This window comes from Microbacterium proteolyticum, assembly GCF_029639405.1.
Taxonomy (GTDB): Bacteria; Actinomycetota; Actinomycetes; order Actinomycetales; family Microbacteriaceae; genus Microbacterium.
Window position 1 is genome coordinate 923,731 of the sequence record NZ_CP121274.1, and the last position, 17,447, is coordinate 941,177.

The window sequence follows — 17,447 nt, forward strand, 5'->3', positions numbered from 1 at the left end:
ATCTTGGCGACTCACGCGACCCTGCTACTCCTTCGAGAACGGGGAAGGCACCACCGGCACCGTGCCGGTGTAGCCCTCGCGCTCCTCGGCGAGCTCGGCGATGCGCTTGCGGCACGCGAACCAGCCGATCGCGATGCAGATGCTCGCCCCCAGCGCGACCAGCGCGGTCGCGGGCGAGTCCACGAACACCAGCACGAGCACGATCGCCAGGAACGCCAGGGTCAGATACCCCGTGTACGGAGCCCAGAACAGCCGGAACTTCGGACGCACCAGCTCGCCGCGGTCGGTGAGGCGCTTGAACTTCATCTGGCAGAGCATGATGGTCGCCCAGGTGACCAGGATGCCGACGGCGGCGACGTTCAGGACGGTCTCGAACGCGTCGCTCGGCGCCACGAAGTTGATCACGACGCCGAACAGGGCGACGAACGCCGTGATCGCGATGCCGCCGTACGGCACGCCCGCCTTGTTCATGCGCGCGGCGAACCTCGGAGCGGAACCGGCCACCGCCATCGACCGGAGGATGCGGCCGGTGGAGTACAGCCCCGCGTTCAGCGACGACAGCGCCGCGGTCAGCACCACGAGGTTCATGATCACGTCGACGCCGGGCACGCCGATCGAGGCGAAGAACGTCACGAACGGGCTCTCGTCCTTCGAGTACGCGGTGAAGGGCAGCAGCAGCGACAGCAGCAGCACCGAGCCGACGTAGAACACCGCGACGCGGATGATGACCGAGTTGATCGCGCGCGGCATGACCTTCTCGGGGTTCTTCGTCTCGCCCGCGGCCGTGCCGATCAGCTCGATCGAGGCGTAGGCGAACACGACGCCCTGCATGAGGATGATCGCGGGCAGGATGCCGTTGGGGAAGAAGCCGCCGTTGTCGGCGATGAGTGAGAACCCGACGGGCGCTCCGGTGGGTGTGCCGAAAACGACGAAGTAGATGCCCACCAGCAGGAACGCCACGAGGGCCGTGACCTTGATGAGCGCGAACCAGAACTCCAACTCGCCGAACACCTTCACCGACACGAGGTTGACCGCGAGCACGGTGACGAGGGCGGCGAGCGCCCACACCCACTGCGGGACGGCGCCGATCCACGGCACGTACTTGCCGAAGAAGTTCATGTAGAGCGCTGCCGCGGTGATGTCGACCATCGTCGTCGTGGCCCAGTTGATCCAGTAGAACCAGCCCGACACGAACGCGGCCTTCTCGCCGAAGAACTCCCGCGCGTACGAGACGAACGAGCCCGACGTGGGGCGGTGCAGCACGAGCTCCCCGAGCGCGCGGAGGATGAAGAACGCGAAGAGCCCGCACACGGCGTACGAGAGCACGATCGCCGGGCCCGCCTGCGCGAGGCGCCCTCCCGCGCCGAGGAACAGGCCGGTGCCGATCGCGCCGCCGATGGCGATCATCTGCACCTGACGCGACGTCAGGCGCTTGTGGTACCCCTCGTCCTCGAGGTGCACGGTCGAGGTGGTGATCGGCTCGGCAGCGCCGCCGGAGCCCGCGGGAGTGGTGTCAGTCACCCGTCCATCATCGGCACCACGGCCCGCTCCGAGGCGAAGCGCGCCGTGCGTTCTCAGAGCCAGTGCTTGCGTTTGAAGGTCAGCCACAGGCCGAAGGACGTCGCCGCCATCAGCGCCAGAGCCATCGGGTAGCCCAGAGTCCAGTCGAGTTCGGGCATGTTCTTGAAGTTCATGCCGTAGATCGCGCCCACCAGCGACGGCCCGAACAGGATCGCCGCCCAGCCCGAGATCTTCTTGACCTGCTCGTTCTGCTCGAGCGACGTCTCGGTCTGCCGGTGCGTGACGAGCGTGGCGTTGACGGTGAGGGCGTTGTCGAGGATCGCGCGGAGGGATGCCAGCTTGTCGCACTGCCGCAGGACGTGGTCGAGCACGTCGCGGAGCGAGCGCTGCAGCTCGATCTCGACCCCGTACTTGTCGGCCCCCCGCAGCAGGGCCTCCAACATGTCGCGCAGCGGTTCGGTCGCCCGCTGGAAGTGGATCACCTCGCGCGCGAGTTCGTAGATGCGCTGCGTCAGCTCGGCGTCGCCCGCACTGAAGAGCTGGTCCTCGATCTCGTCGACGTCGTTCTGCAGCCCCGCCGCGACGGGGTCGTACTGGTCGACCACCTCGTCGAGGATCGCGTACAGCACGGCTTCGGGGCCTCGCGCGAGCAGCTCCGGCTGGGCCTCGAGGCGCCGACGCACCCGCGCGAGGTCGGGCACCTCCGCCTGCCGCACCGTGACGACGTAGTCGGAGCCGACGAAGACGTGCAGTTCTCCGAAGTGGACCGTCTCGGTCGCGTCGTCGTAGCGCGCGGGCCTCAGCACGGCGAACAGATTGTCGCCGTAGCGCTCGAGCTTCGACCGCTGATGTCCGGCGAGGGCGTCCTCGACCGCGAGCGGGTGCAACGAGAACTCCGCGGCCACGCGCTCGAGCTCCTCGGAGGACGGGCGCAGCAGACCGATCCACGCCATGCCGCCGTGGGCCTCCATGTACTCGAACGTCTGGTCCAGGCTCGACGGGTTCTCGATGCGGTGACCGTCGACGTACACGGCGCTGTCGATGATGGGCATGAGTACGTTCTACCCCCCGAAGGTGGACACCGGATGACGCTGGCGCGGGGCGCCGGCACGTGGCATCCGTCCTCAGCCGACGGGTTCGATCGCGGGTCGCCGGGAGGCAGCGGTCACCGCACCGATGCTCGCCGCGATGACGAGCGCGATACCGGCGATCTCGAGCCACGAGAGGCGCTGTCCGAGAAGGAGGAAGCCGGCCATGGACGCGGTCGCCGGGCCGAGGCTCATCATGATCGCGAAGGCGGATGCCGGGAGGCGGCGCAACGCGATGAGTTCGAGCGCGTACGGCACCGTCGACGACAGCAGGGCGACCGCCGCACCCAGCGCCAGGATGCCGGGCTGCAGGAGCGCGGAACCGGCCTGCAGGACACCGAAGGGCAGCGCGATCACGGCACCGACGGTCATCGCGAGCGCGAGGCCGTCCAGCCGCGGGAACTCCCGCCCCACGCGCGCGGAGGCGAGGATGTACAGCGCCCAGCTCACGGCCGCCGCGAGGGCGAAGACGACGCCGAGGGCATCGAGTCGGTCCCATCCGCCCGCCCCGAGCGCCCCCACGCCCGCGAGGGCGAGACCGGCCCACAGCCAGCGGGCGAGTCCCGACGCCGTGAGGATCGACAGGGTCAGCGGACCGAGCACCTCGATCGTCACGGTGACGCCCAGCGGAAGCCGCTCCAGCGCGAGGTAGAACAACCCGTTCATGGATGCCAGCACCACACCGAACCACACGACCGAACGCCACGCGCCCGCCGTGTGACCGCGCAGCCGCGGCCGGGCGATGGCGAGCAGCAGCAGGGCCGAGAACACCAGGCGCAGCATGACGATGCCCAGCGGCCCGGTCGACGGGAAGAGCATGACCGCGAACGAGGCGCCGACCTCCTGGCACGCGAGCCCGACCAGGACCAGGGCGGCCGCGGACCCCCGACCCGAGCGCGCGGTCATCGTGCGACCACCCGGGCGGTCACTGCGCGGGAGGGCAGATGGCGATGGTGCTGAGGTTGTTGCGCATCTGCTCCGCCGTCCACGGCAGACCGGCCTCGGGGACCGAGCGGCCGTCGGCGGCGGGCGCCTTCGACGCGATCGCCGCGAGTTCCCACGCGAGCCACGCGCCGGCGTTCTCGTTCGCTCCGGAGTTGTTCAGCACCACGGCGACCGACATGCCGGTCGACGGGTCGGCGAACGCGCCCACGATGTAGCCGGGGACGGAGCCGAACTGCCCGATGAGCGAACCGGCCTGGTAGGCGGCCCCCGTGGCGGTGTACCAGGTCGGGGCATCGCCGCTCGCGGGCAGCGGAGAGGCGAAGCGCGTGTTGTCCTGGGGCAGCAGCGCGCCGGTCGCGAGGGCCTGCGCGTACCGGCCGAGGTCGGTGATGTCGGTCACGACGCCCGAGTCGCCGGCCCCGAAACTCGACGAGGTCACGGTGTAGTCGCCGGGGTCGGTGCAGTTCCACGCCCCGTCGGCGTTGGGCCGCGACCAGTACCCGTTGAGCGGATCGGCCGACGGTGCCGCGGCGGCGGGGCCCGGGAGCGAGGTCGCGTCGAGTCCGAGCGGGCGTGCCACGCGCTCGGCGATGAGGTCGGAGAGCGTCTCTCCCGTGGCGCGTTCGACGGCCATGCCCGCGAGGAGGTAGTTCGTGTCGGCGTTCGCGTACGCCGCGCCCGGCGCGTTCTGCCGGGGGCTGGCGATGCCGTACGCCATGAGCTCGCGGACGTTCCAGACGCGGTCGGGGTTGGTCAGCACCTGGTTCGAAAGGTACGACTGGTACCCGCCGAGGCCCGACGTGCCGTTGCAGAGCTGACCGAGGGTGATGTCCTCGAATCCCGGCAGACCGCTGACCCAGTCGGTCACGGGGTCGTCGAGCGAGAACGTGCCGTCGGCGGCGAGCTCGTAGACGATGTCGCAGGTCATCGCGCGCGTCACGTCCGCGGCGCGGAAGCCCATGTCGGCGGTGACCTCGGCCCCGCCCGGTCCCTGCGTCCCCAGGCCCGAGACCCACGAGCCGCTCCAGGGCGCCCAGACACCGACGATCGCGCCGGTCGATCCGGTGATCGCCATCGCCGAGGTCACGGCATCCCGAAGCTGGGAGACCGTGTCGTCGGGCAGCGCGCCCTGCGCCTGCTCGGGAACGTCGATGGATGCCGTCGCCTCCGGCGTGCACCCCGTCAGGGTGACGGCGATGATGCTGGCTCCCGCGACCACGACGGCCACTGATCGGCGCCAACCCCGCATGTCCACCCCCGGATGATTCCGCGCACGACGAATCGCGCGCTCGAAGAATTCAAACACACGCTGAACACACGCAGCGCCGGGCTGCACGGTCGCGGAGTCACGGCTCCATCACGGTTGCGGATGCAGACGGCATCCATGGACGTTCGGGGTTAGGTTCACCTAACCCTTTGCGTATGATGTCGGCATGAACGCCGTCGCCTCGTTCACCGCCGCCCTGCGGGAACGATCGAGCGCTGCACACGCCCCGTCCGAGCTCGCGGACTTCATGGCCGATCTCATCACCGGCGCGGGGACTCGCGAGGACTACATCGCCCACGTCTCGCAGCAGTGGTTCATCTACGCCGCACTCGAGGCCGGCGCGGATCTGCTGCGCGACGACCCGGTCGTCTCGGTGTTCCTCAGCGACAAGCTCACCCGTCTGCCCGCGATCGAGGCCGACCTGGCGTTCCTCGTCGGTGCCGACTGGCGCGAACGCATCGCTCCCCTCCCGACGACCCAGGCCTACGTGTCGCGTATCCGCCGTCTCGCGGTGCGCTGGCCCGGCGGCTTCGTCGCCCACCATTACACGCGCTACCTCGGCGACCTCTCGGGCGGCCGGTCCATCGGCCGCGCTCTGCAGCGCCGGTTCGGCTTCGAGACCAACGGCATCGGCCTCTATCTCTTCGCCGAGATCGCCGACCCCACCGCGTTCAAGCGCATCTATCGGGAACAACTGGATGCCGCCCCCTGGGACGACGACGAGAAGGAACGCGTCATCGACGAGGTGCTCGTCGCCTACCGCTTCACGACCGAGCTGTGCGCCGACCTCGCGCGGGCGAAGGCGTCGCACGTCGCCTGAGCCGGACGCTCAGGCCTGCGCCGCCTGCTGGCGACCGAGCCAGGCCTGCTTCATGAACCGCCGGACGTCTTCGTCGACGCGGATGTCGCTCGGGCGGAGCGGACGCGAGAGGTAGAGGCCGTCGAGCGAGGTGAGTCGGCTCAGCGCGACGTAGGTCTGACCGGGGGCGAACGCCCCTGCTCCGAGGTCGACGACCGCGCGGTCGTACGTCTTGCCCTGCGACTTGTGGATCGTCACCGCCCACGCGAGCCGGAGCGGGAACTGCGTGAACTCGGCGACGATCTCGCGCGAGAGGTTCTTCGTGCCGGGATCGTAGGCATAGCGGTAGCGCTCCCAGACGGCGGGCTCGACGTCGTGCTCGACACCGTCGACCTCGACCCGCACGCTGTCGCCGGCGATACGGGTGACCGTGCCGATCGTGCCGTTGACCCACCGCGGCCCCTCGCCGAACTGGGCCGAGTCGTTGCGCAGGAACATCACCTGCGCGCCGATCTTGAGCGTCAACGCGAGCTCGGCCGGGTAGTTCGCCTCGCCCCGCCCGAAATCGCCCGAGATCTCGGCGTTCGCCGTCTGCGTTCGGCCGACGAGCTCTTCGAGGTGCCGGCGGTTGATCTCGTTGACGCGGTCGTTGCGGGTCGCCAGCGTGATGATCGGGTGCTCGCCGTCGGCGGGGTGCGGCGGTGTGCGGGCACCGGCGGAGTTGAGGATGCCGGCCATGTCGGCCGTGACGCGTCCGTACCGCACGGCGTTCAGCAGCGACTTGAAGCCCGGGTCGGACTGCCGGTGGATCTCGACCAGCTCGTTCACGTGCAGGTCGGCGCCGTGACGGCCGATGTCGATGAGTCCGTCGCCCGAGGTCTCGCCGGACCAGACCTTCGCGTCGAAGAACCAGAACGAGCGGTAGTGATCGCGGATGTAGCGCGCCTCGTCACCGCGCGGCGGCACCGGTGCGAGCTGGTACGGGTCGCCGAACATCACGATCTGCGTCCCGCCGAACGGCTCGGCGCGGCGACCGCGAGCCTGACGGAGCGAGCGGTCGATGGCATCCATCAGGTCGGCGTTCACCATCGAGATCTCGTCGATGACGAGGGTGTCGATCGCGTTGAGGAGCTTGCGGGTCGCATCGTTCTGGTCGATGTCGCCGTTAGCGATGAGCCCGATCGGCAGCCGGAACAGCGAGTGGATCGTCTGCCCCTCGACGTTCAACGCGGCCACGCCCGTCGGCGCGCACACGGCGATCTGCTTCTTGGTGTTGTACGCCAGGTGCTGCAAGAGCGTGGACTTGCCCGTACCCGCGCGGCCGGTGACGAACACGTGCTCGCGCGTGTCCTCGATCAGCCGGAACAGCGCCTGCTGCTCGGTCGAAAGCGGGGGCGTGGTCACCGGTTCATGCTAGTTCGCGCGGGATGCCGGGCGCGGGAGCGCTGTGGACGGCCGGCGCCTTCACACCGGCGGCTCGGTGTGGCTGACGAGCCAGCGCGCCTGTCCCACGAGGACGTCCTCGACGTGGCTACGGAAGCGGGGGCACTGGGTGATGTCGTGCGCTCGGCAGCGCAGGGCGTGCTCGGTCATCGCCCGCGCCTGCGCGATGTCGGCGGCGCGACGGTCGAGTTCGGCCACGTGCTCCTCGAGCACGCGGTGCCGGTCGGGGGCGCCCTCGTCCAGCAGCACGCGGATCTGGTCGAGCGACATCCCCGCCGCCTTGTTGCGGAGGATCACCGCGATCCGCACCAGGTCCGCGTCGCCGAAGAGGCGCCTCCCCGCCGGGTTCCGCGCCGGGTGCAGCAACCCGGAGTCCTCCCAGTGCCGCAGCACGTGCGTCTCGAGCCCGAACCGCGCGGCTGCGTCGCCGATCGTCTCGCCATTTGACTTCATGTCGACATGAAGTCACACGATGATCGCGAACGCAAACGGAAGGAGCCCGTCATGTACGAGGCCATCATCATCGGCGCTGGACCCGCCGGCCTGCAGGCCGCCCTCACCCTCGGGCGCATGCACCGCCGCACGCTGCTCCTGGACTCGGGCGAGTATCGCAACGCCACCGTCGATCACGCGCACAACCTCCTGGGCAACGACGGCGTCGCGCCCGCGGATCTGCGCGCGCGGGGCCGCGAGGAGCTCGCCGCTTACGCGACGGTCGAGATCCGGGATGCCGCCGTCTCCTCGGTCGCGGCAGATCCCGACGGTGTGCGGGTGGACGTGGACGGCGAGATCCTGCGCGCCGAGTATCTCGTTCTCGCCACGGGCCTCGCCGACGACCTCCCTCCGATCCCCGGACTCGCGGAGCACTGGGGCCACCGGGTCGCGAACTGCCCGTTCTGTCACGGTCACGAATTCGCGGGGCGCCCGGTGGCGGTACTCAACGCCTCCCCGCACGCGGCGAAGCTACGCGGCATGCTCGAGCCCGTTGCCTCCGAGGTCGTCGTGCTCGACCCGGCGCACGTGGTCCGCGTGGACGGGAGGGAGAACGGGCTGCGTCTGACCCTCGACGACCGGCAGACGGTCGACGTCGCCGGCGCGTTCGTCGCCCCCGTGTCCCGGCAACGCGCGCCCTTCGCGGAGCAGCTCGGCGTCGCGTTCCAGGAATCCGGCGCGGTGCGGGTCGATCCCTTCGGCCGGACGAGCGTCGAACGCATCCTCGCCGCGGGTGACATGGCCCACCCCGACCACTTCCCCGGGCCCATGGCCACGCTCGCGGCGGCGATCGCCGCGGGGCAGCTGGCGGCCGTGGCGATCGTGCAGGAGCTCGCCGCGCCGCGCTGAGGCGTCCCCGACCGCCATATTCCGCTCGCGTGCAGGTCGCCTTCTTAGACTGGGTCCGTGCACGCGACGGACGGGGGCCCGGCAGCGCCTACGGGTGCTGCCCCGTCGCGCCCGCGCCGGCTCGCGCGCGACCTCACGATCCTCGGCGTTGTGGGCGTGCTGCTGATCTCCGCGCTGGGGGCGGGGGCGGCGGCGGCCTACCGCGAGCTCTACAGCCCGCGCGCGTTCGTGCTGCACTATCTGGAACTGCTCCAGGACCGTCGCGCGGCCGAAGCCCTCGCCGTCCCGGGCGTCGCCGTCGACTCGACGGAGCTCCAGAACGCGGGGCTTCCCGCCACGGCATCCGACGCACTCCTCCGCACGGACGCCCTGCAGACGATCACCTCCGCGCACGTCACCGCCGAGACCGTCGTCGACGACGTCACCCGTGTGACGGTCGAGTACCGCGCAGGCTCCTACGAGGGTCGGACGACCTTCGCGATCCGTCAGGACGGGTGGATCGGCGTCGTCCCGCGGTGGCGGTTCGCCGTGAGCCCCCTCGCCGTCGTCGACCTCACCGTGCGCGGATCGATGCGCTTCTCCGTCAACGGGTTCGAGATCGACAAACGCCAGGTCTCCGTCGACGGGGTGGATGCCGACGCCTCGGCGGCCGTGCCGCTGCTGGTGTTCTCGCCCGGGCTGTACTCGGTCGCGGTCGACACGCCGATCTCGGCGACCCCGGGCGTCGCGATCCTCGCCGACTCCCCCCTCACCGGGGTACCGGTCGACGTGCAGGCCGAACCCACCGACGAGTTCGTCTCCGTCGTGCAGCAACGGGTCGAGGACTTCCTCACCGGCTGCGCCGAGCAGAAGGTGCTGCAGCCCACGGGCTGCCCGTTCGGTTTCACGGTCCGCAACCGCATCGACGACGCGCCGACCTGGTCGATCATCGACCAGCCGACGGTCTCGGTCGTCCCCGACGGGGCCGGCTGGCGGATCCCCTCGGCCGGGGCCACGGCCCACATCGAGGTCGACATCCGCTCGATCTTCGACGGATCCGTCCGCACCGTGGAAGAGGACGTGCCTTTCACCGTCGACGGTCAGATCTCCGTGCAGCCGGACGGCTCGGCATCCATCTCGATCGGCGGAAGCCTGGACTGACCGGGCCCGGTCTCAGCGGCCCTTCGCCGCCATGCGCTCCGCGGCGCGCGCATCGCGTGCGGCGAGCCGCTGCAGTTCGGCGTTGTACTCGTCGAGCTCGACGTCGCCCACCCGGTCGACGTGGCGGTCGCGGCGGCGCTGCTGCCGCTCGTCGCTGCGGCTCCACTGGATCGCGACCGTGATCGCGAGGATCAGCGTCGGGATCTCGCCGACGCTCCACGCCACACCGCCACCCGTGTACTGGTCCTGCAGCGGGGTGTCGCCCCACGTCCGGCCCATTGATCCGAACCACTCGGCGGCCATGAGGCCGGAGTTCATCATGATCGCGATGCCGAAGAACGCGTGCATCGCCATGACGGCGATCAGGATCAGGAGCCGCCCCGGATAGGGGAGCCGGTAGGGCACCGGGTCGATGCCGATGAGGCTCAGCACGAACAGGTACCCGGTGATGAGGAAGTGCGCGACCATCCAGATGTGGCCGACGTGGTCGTACAGCGACCAGCGGAACAGGTCGGTGTAGTAGAACGCCCACAGCGACACGATGAACAGTCCCGCCGCCACGAACGGGTTCGTGAGGACCTTGGCGACCGGGTTGTGCACCGCCCACAGGATCCACTCGCGGCCGCCGCGCGAGCCGTCGTCGCGCTTGCGGATCGCGCGCGCCGCGAGAGTGACGGGAGCACCCGCGACCAGGAGGAGCGGGATCGCCATCGACAGCAGCATGTGCTCGATCATGTGCACGCTGAACAGGTAGTCCTGGTACACGTTCAGCGGGCCCGAAGTGACCCAGAAGATCGACAGCATGCCGAGAGACCACAGGATCGTGCGGTGGATCGGCCAGGAGTCGCCGCGGCGGCGGAGGCGCCAGACCCCCGCGAGGTAGAAGAACAGCCCGAAACCGGCGACGAACGCCCACAGCAGGTCGATGTCCCACGCGGTGAACCAGCGGTCGATCGTGAACTCCGGCGGGAGCGGCGAGCCGGTCAGCACTTCGGCGGGGGTCGTGCCGATGAGGGGCAGATCGGCGGCGGGCGGGGGCGTGCGGGCGAGCGCGACGGCGACACCGCTGGCGACGCCCATGAACACCAGCTCGAGCAGGACGACGCCCCAGAAGCGGCGCGACCCCTCTTCGTCGCCCATGCGGGCGATCAGGCGACGGCGATACCACGCGCCGAGGATGCCCATCGCCACGAGCGCCGTGACCTTGATCAGGACCAGGATGCCGTACGGCGACAGCAGGTTCTGCCACCCGACGAGGCCGATCGAGGCGCGCACCGTGCCGGAGACCGCGACGACGAGGAACGCGACCAGGGCGATCGAGGAGTACCGGAACAGCGTCGTCTGGAGCTCCGACCGGCTCATCGCGGGCCGCACGACGACGAGGAGGACGAGGCCGCCCAGCCAGACCGCCGCGGCGAGGATGTGGAGGACGAGGGACGTGACCGCGGCGGTGTGGCTCGCCTCCGTCCCCGCGTGGCCCTGCGTGCCCATGGGGATCAGCGAGGCGAGCGCGAGGATCGCGACCAGGAGCGTCGGGATCCACGTGCGCACCGCGAACGTCAGCACCGTGAGGACCGCACCGGCGATCGTCGTGATGAGCCACGCCGGGCCCACCTCGGTCTCGACGAGGAAGCGCCCGAGCTGCTGGCCGAAGAGCGGATCGAGGGTCGGGGTCGCGTTGATGACGTTGAGGAACGTGAGGAAGCCCGTGGCGGCGGCCGACACGGTGAACACGGCCGCGCCGATGGATGCCGTGTCCAGAGCGATCTCGAACGGCCGCTCCCCCGCGGGCAGGGCGAACAGGGCCAGCACGAGCGCGCCGACCATGGTCGCCGCCGAGAGGTTGACGACGAGCGTCGCGATCGGCAGGCCCCACCGCACGGCCGGGCCGGGGTCGGCCAGGAGCGTCGGCGCAGCGCCCCCGCCATACGCGAGACCTGCGACGACGCAGATCACCGAGACCACGACGAGGATGACGGGTCCGGCCACGCGCAGGGCTCGGGGATTCACCCCCCAAGCCTACGTCGCGCGGGAACACAAGAGGGGGGATGCCACTGGCATCCCCCCTCTCGACAGGTCTCGTCGTCTTACTTGACGGCAGCCTTCAGCTTCGAGCCGGCGGTGACCTTGACGCGCTTGCCCGCGGGGATCGAGATCTCCTCGCCCGTCTGGGGGTTGCGGCCGGTGCGGGCCGACGTGGCGACCTGCTCGAACGCGATCCAGCCGGGGATGGAGACCTTGCTGCCCTTGGCGACCGCCTCGGAGACGGTGGAGAAGAGGGAGTCGAGCACGCTCGACACGGCGGACTGGCTCTGTCCGGTCGCGCTGGCGATGCTCGCGACGAGCTCGGTCTTGGTGATGGACTTGTCGGCCATGTGGTTTGTCCTCCAGGCGACGGTCGAGTCGCCTCTCGTTACATCGGACGAGGAGAGATTCCCCTCGGTGGTCGGGAGACCGCCTCGACAGTATCAACCGAACCGCGGAATTACGCGGATTTTGACGCATTTCGCCCGCGGGAGGGCGGCGTGTCGCACTTCGGATGGGGTGGAAGTGACGCGAGGACGCCCCGGAGTTCGCCCGCGGCGGAGAACGACGAAGGGCGGGAGCCCCTCTCGGGACCCCCGCCCTCCGCGGTGGTTCTGGTGCTTACCAGGACGACTTGGTCACGCCGGGCAGCTCGCCACGGTGGGCCATGTCGCGGAAGCGGACGCGCGAGACGCCGAACTTCGTGAGGACGCCACGGGGGCGGCCGTCGATGACGTCGCGGCTGCGCACGCGCGCGGGCGACGCGTTGCGGGGGAGCTTCTGCAGACCCACGCGGGCGGCCTCGCGGGCCTCGTCGGTCGCGTTGGGGTCGACCAGGGTCTTCTTCAGCTCGGCGCGCTTCGCGGCGTAGCGCTCGACGACGACCTTGCGCTGCTCGTTGCGCGCGATCTTGCTCTTCTTAGCCATGTGCTTAGCGCTCCTCTCGGAAGTCGACGTGCTTGCGGACCACGGGGTCGTACTTCTTGAGCACGATGCGGTCGGGGTTGTTGCGGCGGTTCTTGCGTGTCACGTAGGTGTACCCCGTGCCGGCGGTCGAACGCAGCTTGATGATCGGACGGACGTCCTGAGCCTTCTTCGCCATTACAGCTTCACGCCCTTCGCCTGCAGGTCACGGACGACGGCCTCGATACCGCGCGCGTCGATGACCTTGATGCCCTTCGCCGAAACGTTGAGCTTGATGTTGCGACCCAGCGACGGAACGAAGTAGGTCTTCTTCTGCACGTTCGGGTCGAAGCGGCGCTTCGTCCGGCGGTGCGAGTGCGAGATGTTGTGACCGAAGCCGGGAACCGCTCCAGTCACCTGGCACACTGCTGCCATGGTGATGTCTCCTTCTGTACCGTGACACCGGACGGTGCCACCCAAGATCCCTTGTCTGCACCCCGCTCCGGGCACAGCACGAGGCCGGGATCGGAAGGAGGGGTACGTACTGCGTGCTGGAGTGCGCGCAGACAAGCGTTCAGTCTAGCACGCCCGGCGTGTCGCCTTGACGGGCCGCCACCTCCGCCGCCCCGCGCCCCCACCGGAACGGCGACACCGTGGGGTCGCCGTCGATCCAGAACCGCCACGGGAAGGCATCCGTCCCCGCGATGCCCGCGACGCCCACCCGCGGTCCGGTCGTCGCCGCGGACGGCTCGGCGGGCAGGAGCAGCCGCGCCCGGGCACCCGCCCGTTCGGCACCCGTGACGGCGTCGATCCCGTCGTGGAGCGGATGCCGCAGGCCCACGGCATCCCCCAGTCGTCCGGGACCGCGCGCGAGGTCGCGGGCCGTGCGGACGACGCCCCCACGCTCCCGGCGTCGGCGCTCGGCCACCGCGGCGCCCTCGATCACCTCGCCGGCGCGCAGCAGCACACCACCCGCCACCCCCTCGGGCCCGCAGACCACGTTGACGCACGAATGGATGCCGTGGCTCAGGTACACGTAGAGGTGCCCGGGCTCGCCCCACATAGTGGCGTTGCGCGCGGTCGGGCCGCTGCGGGCGTGCGACCCGGGATCGGGACGGTCGCCCGTGCCGAGCCCGTGGTACGCCTCGACCTCGGTGAGGCGCAGCAGCACGACGTCGCCTCCGACGACGGTCTCGAGGTGGGCGCCGAGGAGCGACGGCGCGACCTCGACCGGCAGCCCCGCGAGGTCGTCGCGCGTGGCGGGTCGCGTCATCCGGGCGGCACCTGGCACCACGACAGATCGAACCCCTGCAGAGCGGCGACCTCCTGGCCCGAGTCGATCTCGACGAGGTGGGTCTGCAGGCGCCCGGGCAGCGGCAGCTGGTAGCGGTCGAACGGGTTGTCGACCGCCTTCGGCGCCACCAGCACCGCGGCGTAGCGTCCGCTCGGCGACACGCACGTCTGCAGCACCGTGTCGGTGCCGGGCACCTCGAGCAGCGCGCGGACGGTGCCGTCGGTGTCGACGTGGCCGATCGTGGTGGCGCGGTACGCACCGTCCGAGCCGATGTCGGCGAACGACCGGATCGTCCCCGCGCCCGTCCCCGGCACCGGCGTCGCACGCCCCGGCATCCCGGGCGGGTCCACGGGGGCGACGAGCGCCTGCTCGGACCCGTCGGTCAGGTCGATCTCGCGGATGCCCTCGAGCCGCTCGACGATCGCCACCGACGAGCCGCGCGCGATGCCGTCGATCGACAGGGCGCTGCCGAGCGGCGCGGCGTTGCCGCCCTGCGCGTCGGTGAGGAGGAGCCGCGAATCGAACGTCAGCACGAGCATGCTGTCGGTGTCGGGCACGAACCTCCAGTCGGCCACGCGCACGTCGCCGCCGTTGAGGCCGATCTCCACCGGGGGCGCATCGTCGGCGGCGGACGCCGTGAACAGCTTGCTCTCGCGCCCTCCGGTGGTGCCGAGGGTGGCATCCGAGAAGGTGAACCCGACGCGCTCGCCCCGGTCGGCCGACTGCAGGTTCGAGACGAAACCGGGTCCCGGCAGGGCGATGTCACGGGCGTTCTGCCCGTCGAGGTCGGTCACGATGACCCGCGCGAGGTCTCCCTCACGCACCGAGACGACGAGGTGGTTCGCGGTCGCACGGAAGTCCTCGATGTGCTCGTGCGTGAACACCGGCAGCCCCGCGTCGCCGTGCAGGTCGGTGCGGAAGATCGTGTCGCCGTCGGCGGTGCCGCGCTGCAGGAGGAACGCCGACAGCGGCGGGGTGCGGAACGTCTCGCTCAGCGTCGACGCGGGTCCGGCACCCAGGCCCTTCACCCCGTTCACGGTGACGGTGTAGTCGGAGTCGTCGCGCAGCGGGAGCGTGAACCGGATGCCGACGCTCCGGCCGGACGTGTCGACGGTGAACGGCGTCGCCGGCTCGATCTGGACCTGCGAGGCGTCGATCTTCTCGAGTGACTGGGTCGTGGTGAGGATGACACGGGCGCCGGATGCCGCGACGGCGGCGGCGGGATCGACCTGCACATCCGTGACCCGCGGACCCTGGGCGACGGAGACGACGCCGCCGACACCGCCGACGAGGATGAGAGCCCCCAGCACCGCCGCGAAGGCGAGGAGGAACCCGCGGCCGCGACGCTTGCGCGCGCGGGCGCGGCGGGAGTCAGTACTCATACGGGTCCGCCGGCTCGTCGATCGCCGCGACCTGGTCGGCGCGCACCTCGAGGGCGCCGTCGCCGGTGGAGCGCACCGTTCCGGTCACCGTCACCCACTGCCCGGTCGACGGAGCCGATCCCGCGGCGGTGATCGGCAGCCGCGCCGTCTGCGCGTCGATCACGCAGTGCGTGATGACGAGCCGCGTGAGGTCGAAGGTCGCCCCGTCCTGCCCGGGGGTGATGAACCCGGTGAGGGTGACGGGCTTTCCGTCGAAGGTCTCGGGGTTGGTCGCGTGGGCGAAGATCGCCGACCAGTCGCCGATGCCGAACTGCGAGGTGTCGCCCGACGCGGCGAGGGTCACGACATCGGAGCCGACGAAGAGCGGCGGCGCGCCGACGTCGCGCGAGACGGCGAGCTCGGCCGACAGCGACGCCGGCGGGGTGAGGAGCACGGCCACGACCGCTCCCGAGGCGAGGAGGCCGCCGCTGAACGCGGCGAGGCCCGCGACGGTGAGCCGGGGCCGCGCGGCGAGGTGGTCGTGGGCGGCGACGTCGTGCTCGTCCGGCGCATCGCCGTGGTCATGGTCGGCGTGCGCGAACGCCTCGCGGCGCGCGAGGGCGGGTGCCGCGGAGTGCCCGTGCTCGTGATCGTGGCCGTGGTCGGCCTCGGCCCCGAGGGGCAGCGCGAACGTCGCGATCGCCCCCACGACGGCCACGACCGCCATCCCCACGGCGAACCAGGCCGAGTCGGGGTTGACGTACAGCGAGATGCGACCGGTGAGCCACAGCGCGATCGTGGTGACCGCGAGACACGCGGTCAGCCCGACACCGAGCCACCGAGTGGCCAGAGCACCCGTTCTAGACAAGGAGGTTCACCACCGTTCCCAGGGCGAAGGCCGACAGCACCACGATCGCGGTCAACCCGATGAGGACGCGCGTGGTGAAGGTCGTGCGCAGCAGCGCGTACATCTTCAGGTCGACGACCGGTCCGACGACCAGGAAGGCGACAATCGAGCCGGGGGTGAACGTCGAGGCGAAGGACAGCGCGAAGAAGGCGTCGACGTTGGAGCACAGCGACACCACGACGGCCAGCACCATCATCGCCGCGATCGACAGCGCGGGATCGGAGCCGATGGCCAGCAGCGCGCTACGCGGGATCAGCACCTGCACGGCCCCCGCCACCATCGAGCCGATGATGAGCGCCGGCATCACCGAGCGCAGCTCGACGACGAACTGCGCGAGCGACCGGCGGCCGCGACCGCCGCGCTCCTGGACGACGATCTCGCACGTCTCGAGGAAGCGCTCGGTGAGGAGCTTGTCGGGATCGGGATGCCGGCTGTAGAGCCACCCGATGAGGTTCGCGATGAGGAAGCCGCCGACGAGACGAGCGACCAGGATGCCGTCGCTGAAGCCGAACGCGGCGTGCGTGCTGATGATGACGATCGGGTTGACGATCGGCGCGGCCACGAGGAAGGTCAGCGTGTCCGAGACCCGGAAGCCGCGCATGAGGAGCCCGCGCGCGAACGGGACGTTGCCGCACTCGCACACCGGGATGAGCATGCCGAGCAGCGACAGCACCGCCCGGCGCGCCCACGGTGCCCGTGGCATCCACCGCTCGATCGCCCCCGGCGGCACCCACACCTGCACGATGATCGACAGCAGCACGCCCAGCACGACGAACGGCAGCGACTCGATCAGGACGCTGAGCGCGAGGGTCAGACCGTCCTGCGCGCGGGTGGGGAGCGGGGCGGCGAAGAAGGTGGGCGCGAACGCGTCGATGAGGAAGAGCGCGGCGATGACCGCGACGCCCACGCCGAGGCCGACGAGGGTGCGCGCGACGCCGGAACGCGGGGGTGCCGACGCGACGGAGCGACTAGTCGTCGCCACGCTCACGGGCGCGCGCGAGGGCGCAGTCGGCGCAGACACCGAAGATGTCGACCACGTGCTCGGCCTGCGAGAAGCCGTGCTGGGCGGCGGTGCGCTGCGCCCACTCCTCGACCGCGTCGGCCTCGATCTCGACGGCGACGCCGCACGAACGGCAGATCAGGTGGTGGTGGTGGCCGCGGGTCTCGCACGCGCGGAACAGGTTCTCGCCCTCGGGGCTCTGCAGGGAGTCGGCGTCGCCCTGCGCGGCGAGTCCCGCGAGCGCGCGATACACGGTGGCCAGGCCGATGCCGGTGTTCTCGTCGCGCAGGGTGGCGTGCAGCGACTGCGCGCTGACGAAGCCGCCGGCGCCGGCGAGAGCTTCGCGTACGCGCTCTCGCTGCCACGTGTTGCGCTGGACCATGCCGCCGAGTCTACCGAGGCCAGTGGTGAAT

19 protein-coding genes are annotated in these 17,447 nt (G+C 70.6%); 3 read left to right on the forward strand and 16 right to left on the reverse strand.

The window, feature by feature from the left end; all coding sequences use genetic code 11:
- Nucleotides 1-24: 24 nt before the first annotated feature.
- The 4 genes from P8R59_RS05120 to P8R59_RS05135 all read right to left on the reverse strand — a co-directional run bounded on the left by P8R59_RS05120 (nucleotide 25) and on the right by P8R59_RS05135 (nucleotide 4,803).
- The gene (locus P8R59_RS05120) at nucleotides 25-1,476 is read right to left on the reverse strand and encodes an amino acid permease (protein WP_431606887.1); all 1,452 of its coding nucleotides are present in this window, start codon (nucleotides 1,474-1,476) and stop codon (nucleotides 25-27) included.
- A 98-nt stretch (nucleotides 1,477-1,574) separates the two neighbouring features.
- Nucleotides 1,575-2,573 (reverse strand): magnesium/cobalt transporter CorA, encoded by a 999-nt coding sequence (gene corA / locus P8R59_RS05125; protein ID WP_278103031.1) that lies wholly within the window; start codon nucleotides 2,571-2,573, stop codon nucleotides 1,575-1,577.
- A gap of 72 nt (nucleotides 2,574-2,645) precedes the next feature.
- Nucleotides 2,646-3,515: an EamA family transporter gene (locus tag P8R59_RS05130; RefSeq protein WP_278103032.1), complete on the reverse strand. Its 870-nt coding sequence runs from the start codon at nucleotides 3,513-3,515 to the stop codon at nucleotides 2,646-2,648.
- A gap of 19 nt (nucleotides 3,516-3,534) precedes the next feature.
- Complete coding sequence (locus P8R59_RS05135) at nucleotides 3,535-4,803, reverse strand: serine hydrolase domain-containing protein (protein WP_278103792.1); 1,269 nt, start codon at nucleotides 4,801-4,803, stop codon at nucleotides 3,535-3,537.
- 184 nt (nucleotides 4,804-4,987) lie between these two features.
- Between P8R59_RS05135 and P8R59_RS05140 the strand changes: the two genes are divergently transcribed.
- The gene (locus tag P8R59_RS05140) at nucleotides 4,988-5,641 is read left to right on the forward strand and encodes a heme oxygenase (biliverdin-producing) (RefSeq protein WP_278103033.1); all 654 of its coding nucleotides are present in this window, start codon (nucleotides 4,988-4,990) and stop codon (nucleotides 5,639-5,641) included.
- A 9-nt stretch (nucleotides 5,642-5,650) separates the two neighbouring features.
- Here the strand turns inward: P8R59_RS05140 and P8R59_RS05145 are convergent, their stop codons facing one another.
- Nucleotides 5,651-7,024 (reverse strand): ATP-dependent DNA helicase, encoded by a 1,374-nt coding sequence (locus P8R59_RS05145; protein ID WP_077051184.1) that lies wholly within the window; start codon nucleotides 7,022-7,024, stop codon nucleotides 5,651-5,653.
- A 60-nt stretch (nucleotides 7,025-7,084) separates the two neighbouring features.
- Complete coding sequence (locus tag P8R59_RS05150; protein ID WP_278103034.1) at nucleotides 7,085-7,516, reverse strand: MerR family transcriptional regulator; 432 nt, start codon at nucleotides 7,514-7,516, stop codon at nucleotides 7,085-7,087.
- A gap of 51 nt (nucleotides 7,517-7,567) precedes the next feature.
- On the opposite strand from P8R59_RS05150, the gene P8R59_RS05155 reads away from it, so the two are divergent.
- Nucleotides 7,568-8,404: an NAD(P)/FAD-dependent oxidoreductase gene (locus P8R59_RS05155; RefSeq protein WP_278103035.1), complete on the forward strand. Its 837-nt coding sequence runs from the start codon at nucleotides 7,568-7,570 to the stop codon at nucleotides 8,402-8,404.
- Between the two features lie 57 nt (nucleotides 8,405-8,461).
- Nucleotides 8,462-9,544 (forward strand): hypothetical protein, encoded by a 1,083-nt coding sequence (locus P8R59_RS05160; RefSeq protein WP_278103036.1) that lies wholly within the window; start codon nucleotides 8,462-8,464, stop codon nucleotides 9,542-9,544.
- A 12-nt stretch (nucleotides 9,545-9,556) separates the two neighbouring features.
- On the opposite strand, the gene P8R59_RS05165 is transcribed toward P8R59_RS05160, so the two are convergent.
- The 10 genes from P8R59_RS05165 to P8R59_RS05210 all read right to left on the reverse strand — a co-directional run bounded on the left by P8R59_RS05165 (nucleotide 9,557) and on the right by P8R59_RS05210 (nucleotide 17,416).
- Complete coding sequence (locus tag P8R59_RS05165; protein ID WP_278103037.1) at nucleotides 9,557-11,554, reverse strand: cytochrome c oxidase assembly protein; 1,998 nt, start codon at nucleotides 11,552-11,554, stop codon at nucleotides 9,557-9,559.
- A gap of 77 nt (nucleotides 11,555-11,631) precedes the next feature.
- A complete protein-coding gene (locus P8R59_RS05170) occupies nucleotides 11,632-11,919 on the reverse strand; it encodes an HU family DNA-binding protein (RefSeq protein WP_022878194.1) in 288 nt (95 codons plus the stop codon).
- A 271-nt stretch (nucleotides 11,920-12,190) separates the two neighbouring features.
- Entirely contained in the window at nucleotides 12,191-12,496 is a 306-nt protein-coding gene (rpsN, locus tag P8R59_RS05175) for a 30S ribosomal protein S14 (RefSeq protein ID WP_022878196.1), read from the reverse strand.
- 4 nt (nucleotides 12,497-12,500) lie between these two features.
- Entirely contained in the window at nucleotides 12,501-12,671 is a 171-nt protein-coding gene (rpmG, locus tag P8R59_RS05180) for a 50S ribosomal protein L33 (RefSeq protein WP_013584775.1), read from the reverse strand.
- The gene (rpmB, locus tag P8R59_RS05185) at nucleotides 12,671-12,907 is read right to left on the reverse strand and encodes a 50S ribosomal protein L28 (protein ID WP_013584774.1); all 237 of its coding nucleotides are present in this window, start codon (nucleotides 12,905-12,907) and stop codon (nucleotides 12,671-12,673) included. Before rpmB ends, rpmG begins: the two co-directional genes overlap by 1 nt.
- Nucleotides 12,908-13,046: 139 nt before the next feature.
- Entirely contained in the window at nucleotides 13,047-13,745 is a 699-nt protein-coding gene (locus P8R59_RS05190; RefSeq protein WP_278103038.1) for a DNA-3-methyladenine glycosylase, read from the reverse strand.
- Nucleotides 13,742-15,148: a hypothetical protein gene (locus tag P8R59_RS05195; protein ID WP_278103039.1), complete on the reverse strand. Its 1,407-nt coding sequence runs from the start codon at nucleotides 15,146-15,148 to the stop codon at nucleotides 13,742-13,744. Before P8R59_RS05195 ends, P8R59_RS05190 begins: the two co-directional genes overlap by 4 nt.
- Nucleotides 15,138-15,995: a TIGR03943 family putative permease subunit gene (locus P8R59_RS05200; protein WP_278103040.1), complete on the reverse strand. Its 858-nt coding sequence runs from the start codon at nucleotides 15,993-15,995 to the stop codon at nucleotides 15,138-15,140. The genes P8R59_RS05195 and P8R59_RS05200 overlap by 11 nt, the downstream gene beginning before the upstream one ends.
- A complete protein-coding gene (locus tag P8R59_RS05205; RefSeq protein WP_278103041.1) occupies nucleotides 15,988-17,022 on the reverse strand; it encodes a permease in 1,035 nt (344 codons plus the stop codon). The genes P8R59_RS05200 and P8R59_RS05205 overlap by 8 nt, the downstream gene beginning before the upstream one ends.
- Complete coding sequence (locus P8R59_RS05210; RefSeq protein WP_077051176.1) at nucleotides 17,003-17,416, reverse strand: Fur family transcriptional regulator; 414 nt, start codon at nucleotides 17,414-17,416, stop codon at nucleotides 17,003-17,005. Before P8R59_RS05210 ends, P8R59_RS05205 begins: the two co-directional genes overlap by 20 nt.
- Between the last annotated feature and the right edge of the window lie 31 nt (nucleotides 17,417-17,447).

Coding starts and splice junctions, on each gene's coding strand:
- rpmG (WP_013584775.1), bottom strand. CDS start 12,671: ATGGCGAAGAAGGCTCAGGACGTCCGTCCGATCATCAAGCTGCGTTCG.
- P8R59_RS05155 (WP_278103035.1), top strand. CDS start 7,568: ATGTACGAGGCCATCATCATCGGCGCTGGACCCGCCGGCCTGCAGGCC.
- corA (WP_278103031.1), bottom strand. CDS start 2,573: ATGCCCATCATCGACAGCGCCGTGTACGTCGACGGTCACCGCATCGAG.
- P8R59_RS05130 (WP_278103032.1), bottom strand. CDS start 3,515: ATGACCGCGCGCTCGGGTCGGGGGTCCGCGGCCGCCCTGGTCCTGGTC.
- rpmB (WP_013584774.1), bottom strand. CDS start 12,907: ATGGCAGCAGTGTGCCAGGTGACTGGAGCGGTTCCCGGCTTCGGTCAC.
- P8R59_RS05210 (WP_077051176.1), bottom strand. CDS start 17,416: ATGGTCCAGCGCAACACGTGGCAGCGAGAGCGCGTACGCGAAGCTCTC.
- P8R59_RS05190 (WP_278103038.1), bottom strand. CDS start 13,745: ATGACGCGACCCGCCACGCGCGACGACCTCGCGGGGCTGCCGGTCGAG.
- P8R59_RS05170 (WP_022878194.1), bottom strand. CDS start 11,919: ATGGCCGACAAGTCCATCACCAAGACCGAGCTCGTCGCGAGCATCGCC.
- P8R59_RS05195 (WP_278103039.1), bottom strand. CDS start 15,148: ATGAGTACTGACTCCCGCCGCGCCCGCGCGCGCAAGCGTCGCGGCCGC.
- rpsN (WP_022878196.1), bottom strand. CDS start 12,496: ATGGCTAAGAAGAGCAAGATCGCGCGCAACGAGCAGCGCAAGGTCGTC.
- P8R59_RS05150 (WP_278103034.1), bottom strand. CDS start 7,516: ATGAAGTCAAATGGCGAGACGATCGGCGACGCAGCCGCGCGGTTCGGG.
- P8R59_RS05135 (WP_278103792.1), bottom strand. CDS start 4,803: ATGCGGGGTTGGCGCCGATCAGTGGCCGTCGTGGTCGCGGGAGCCAGC.
- P8R59_RS05140 (WP_278103033.1), top strand. CDS start 4,988: ATGAACGCCGTCGCCTCGTTCACCGCCGCCCTGCGGGAACGATCGAGC.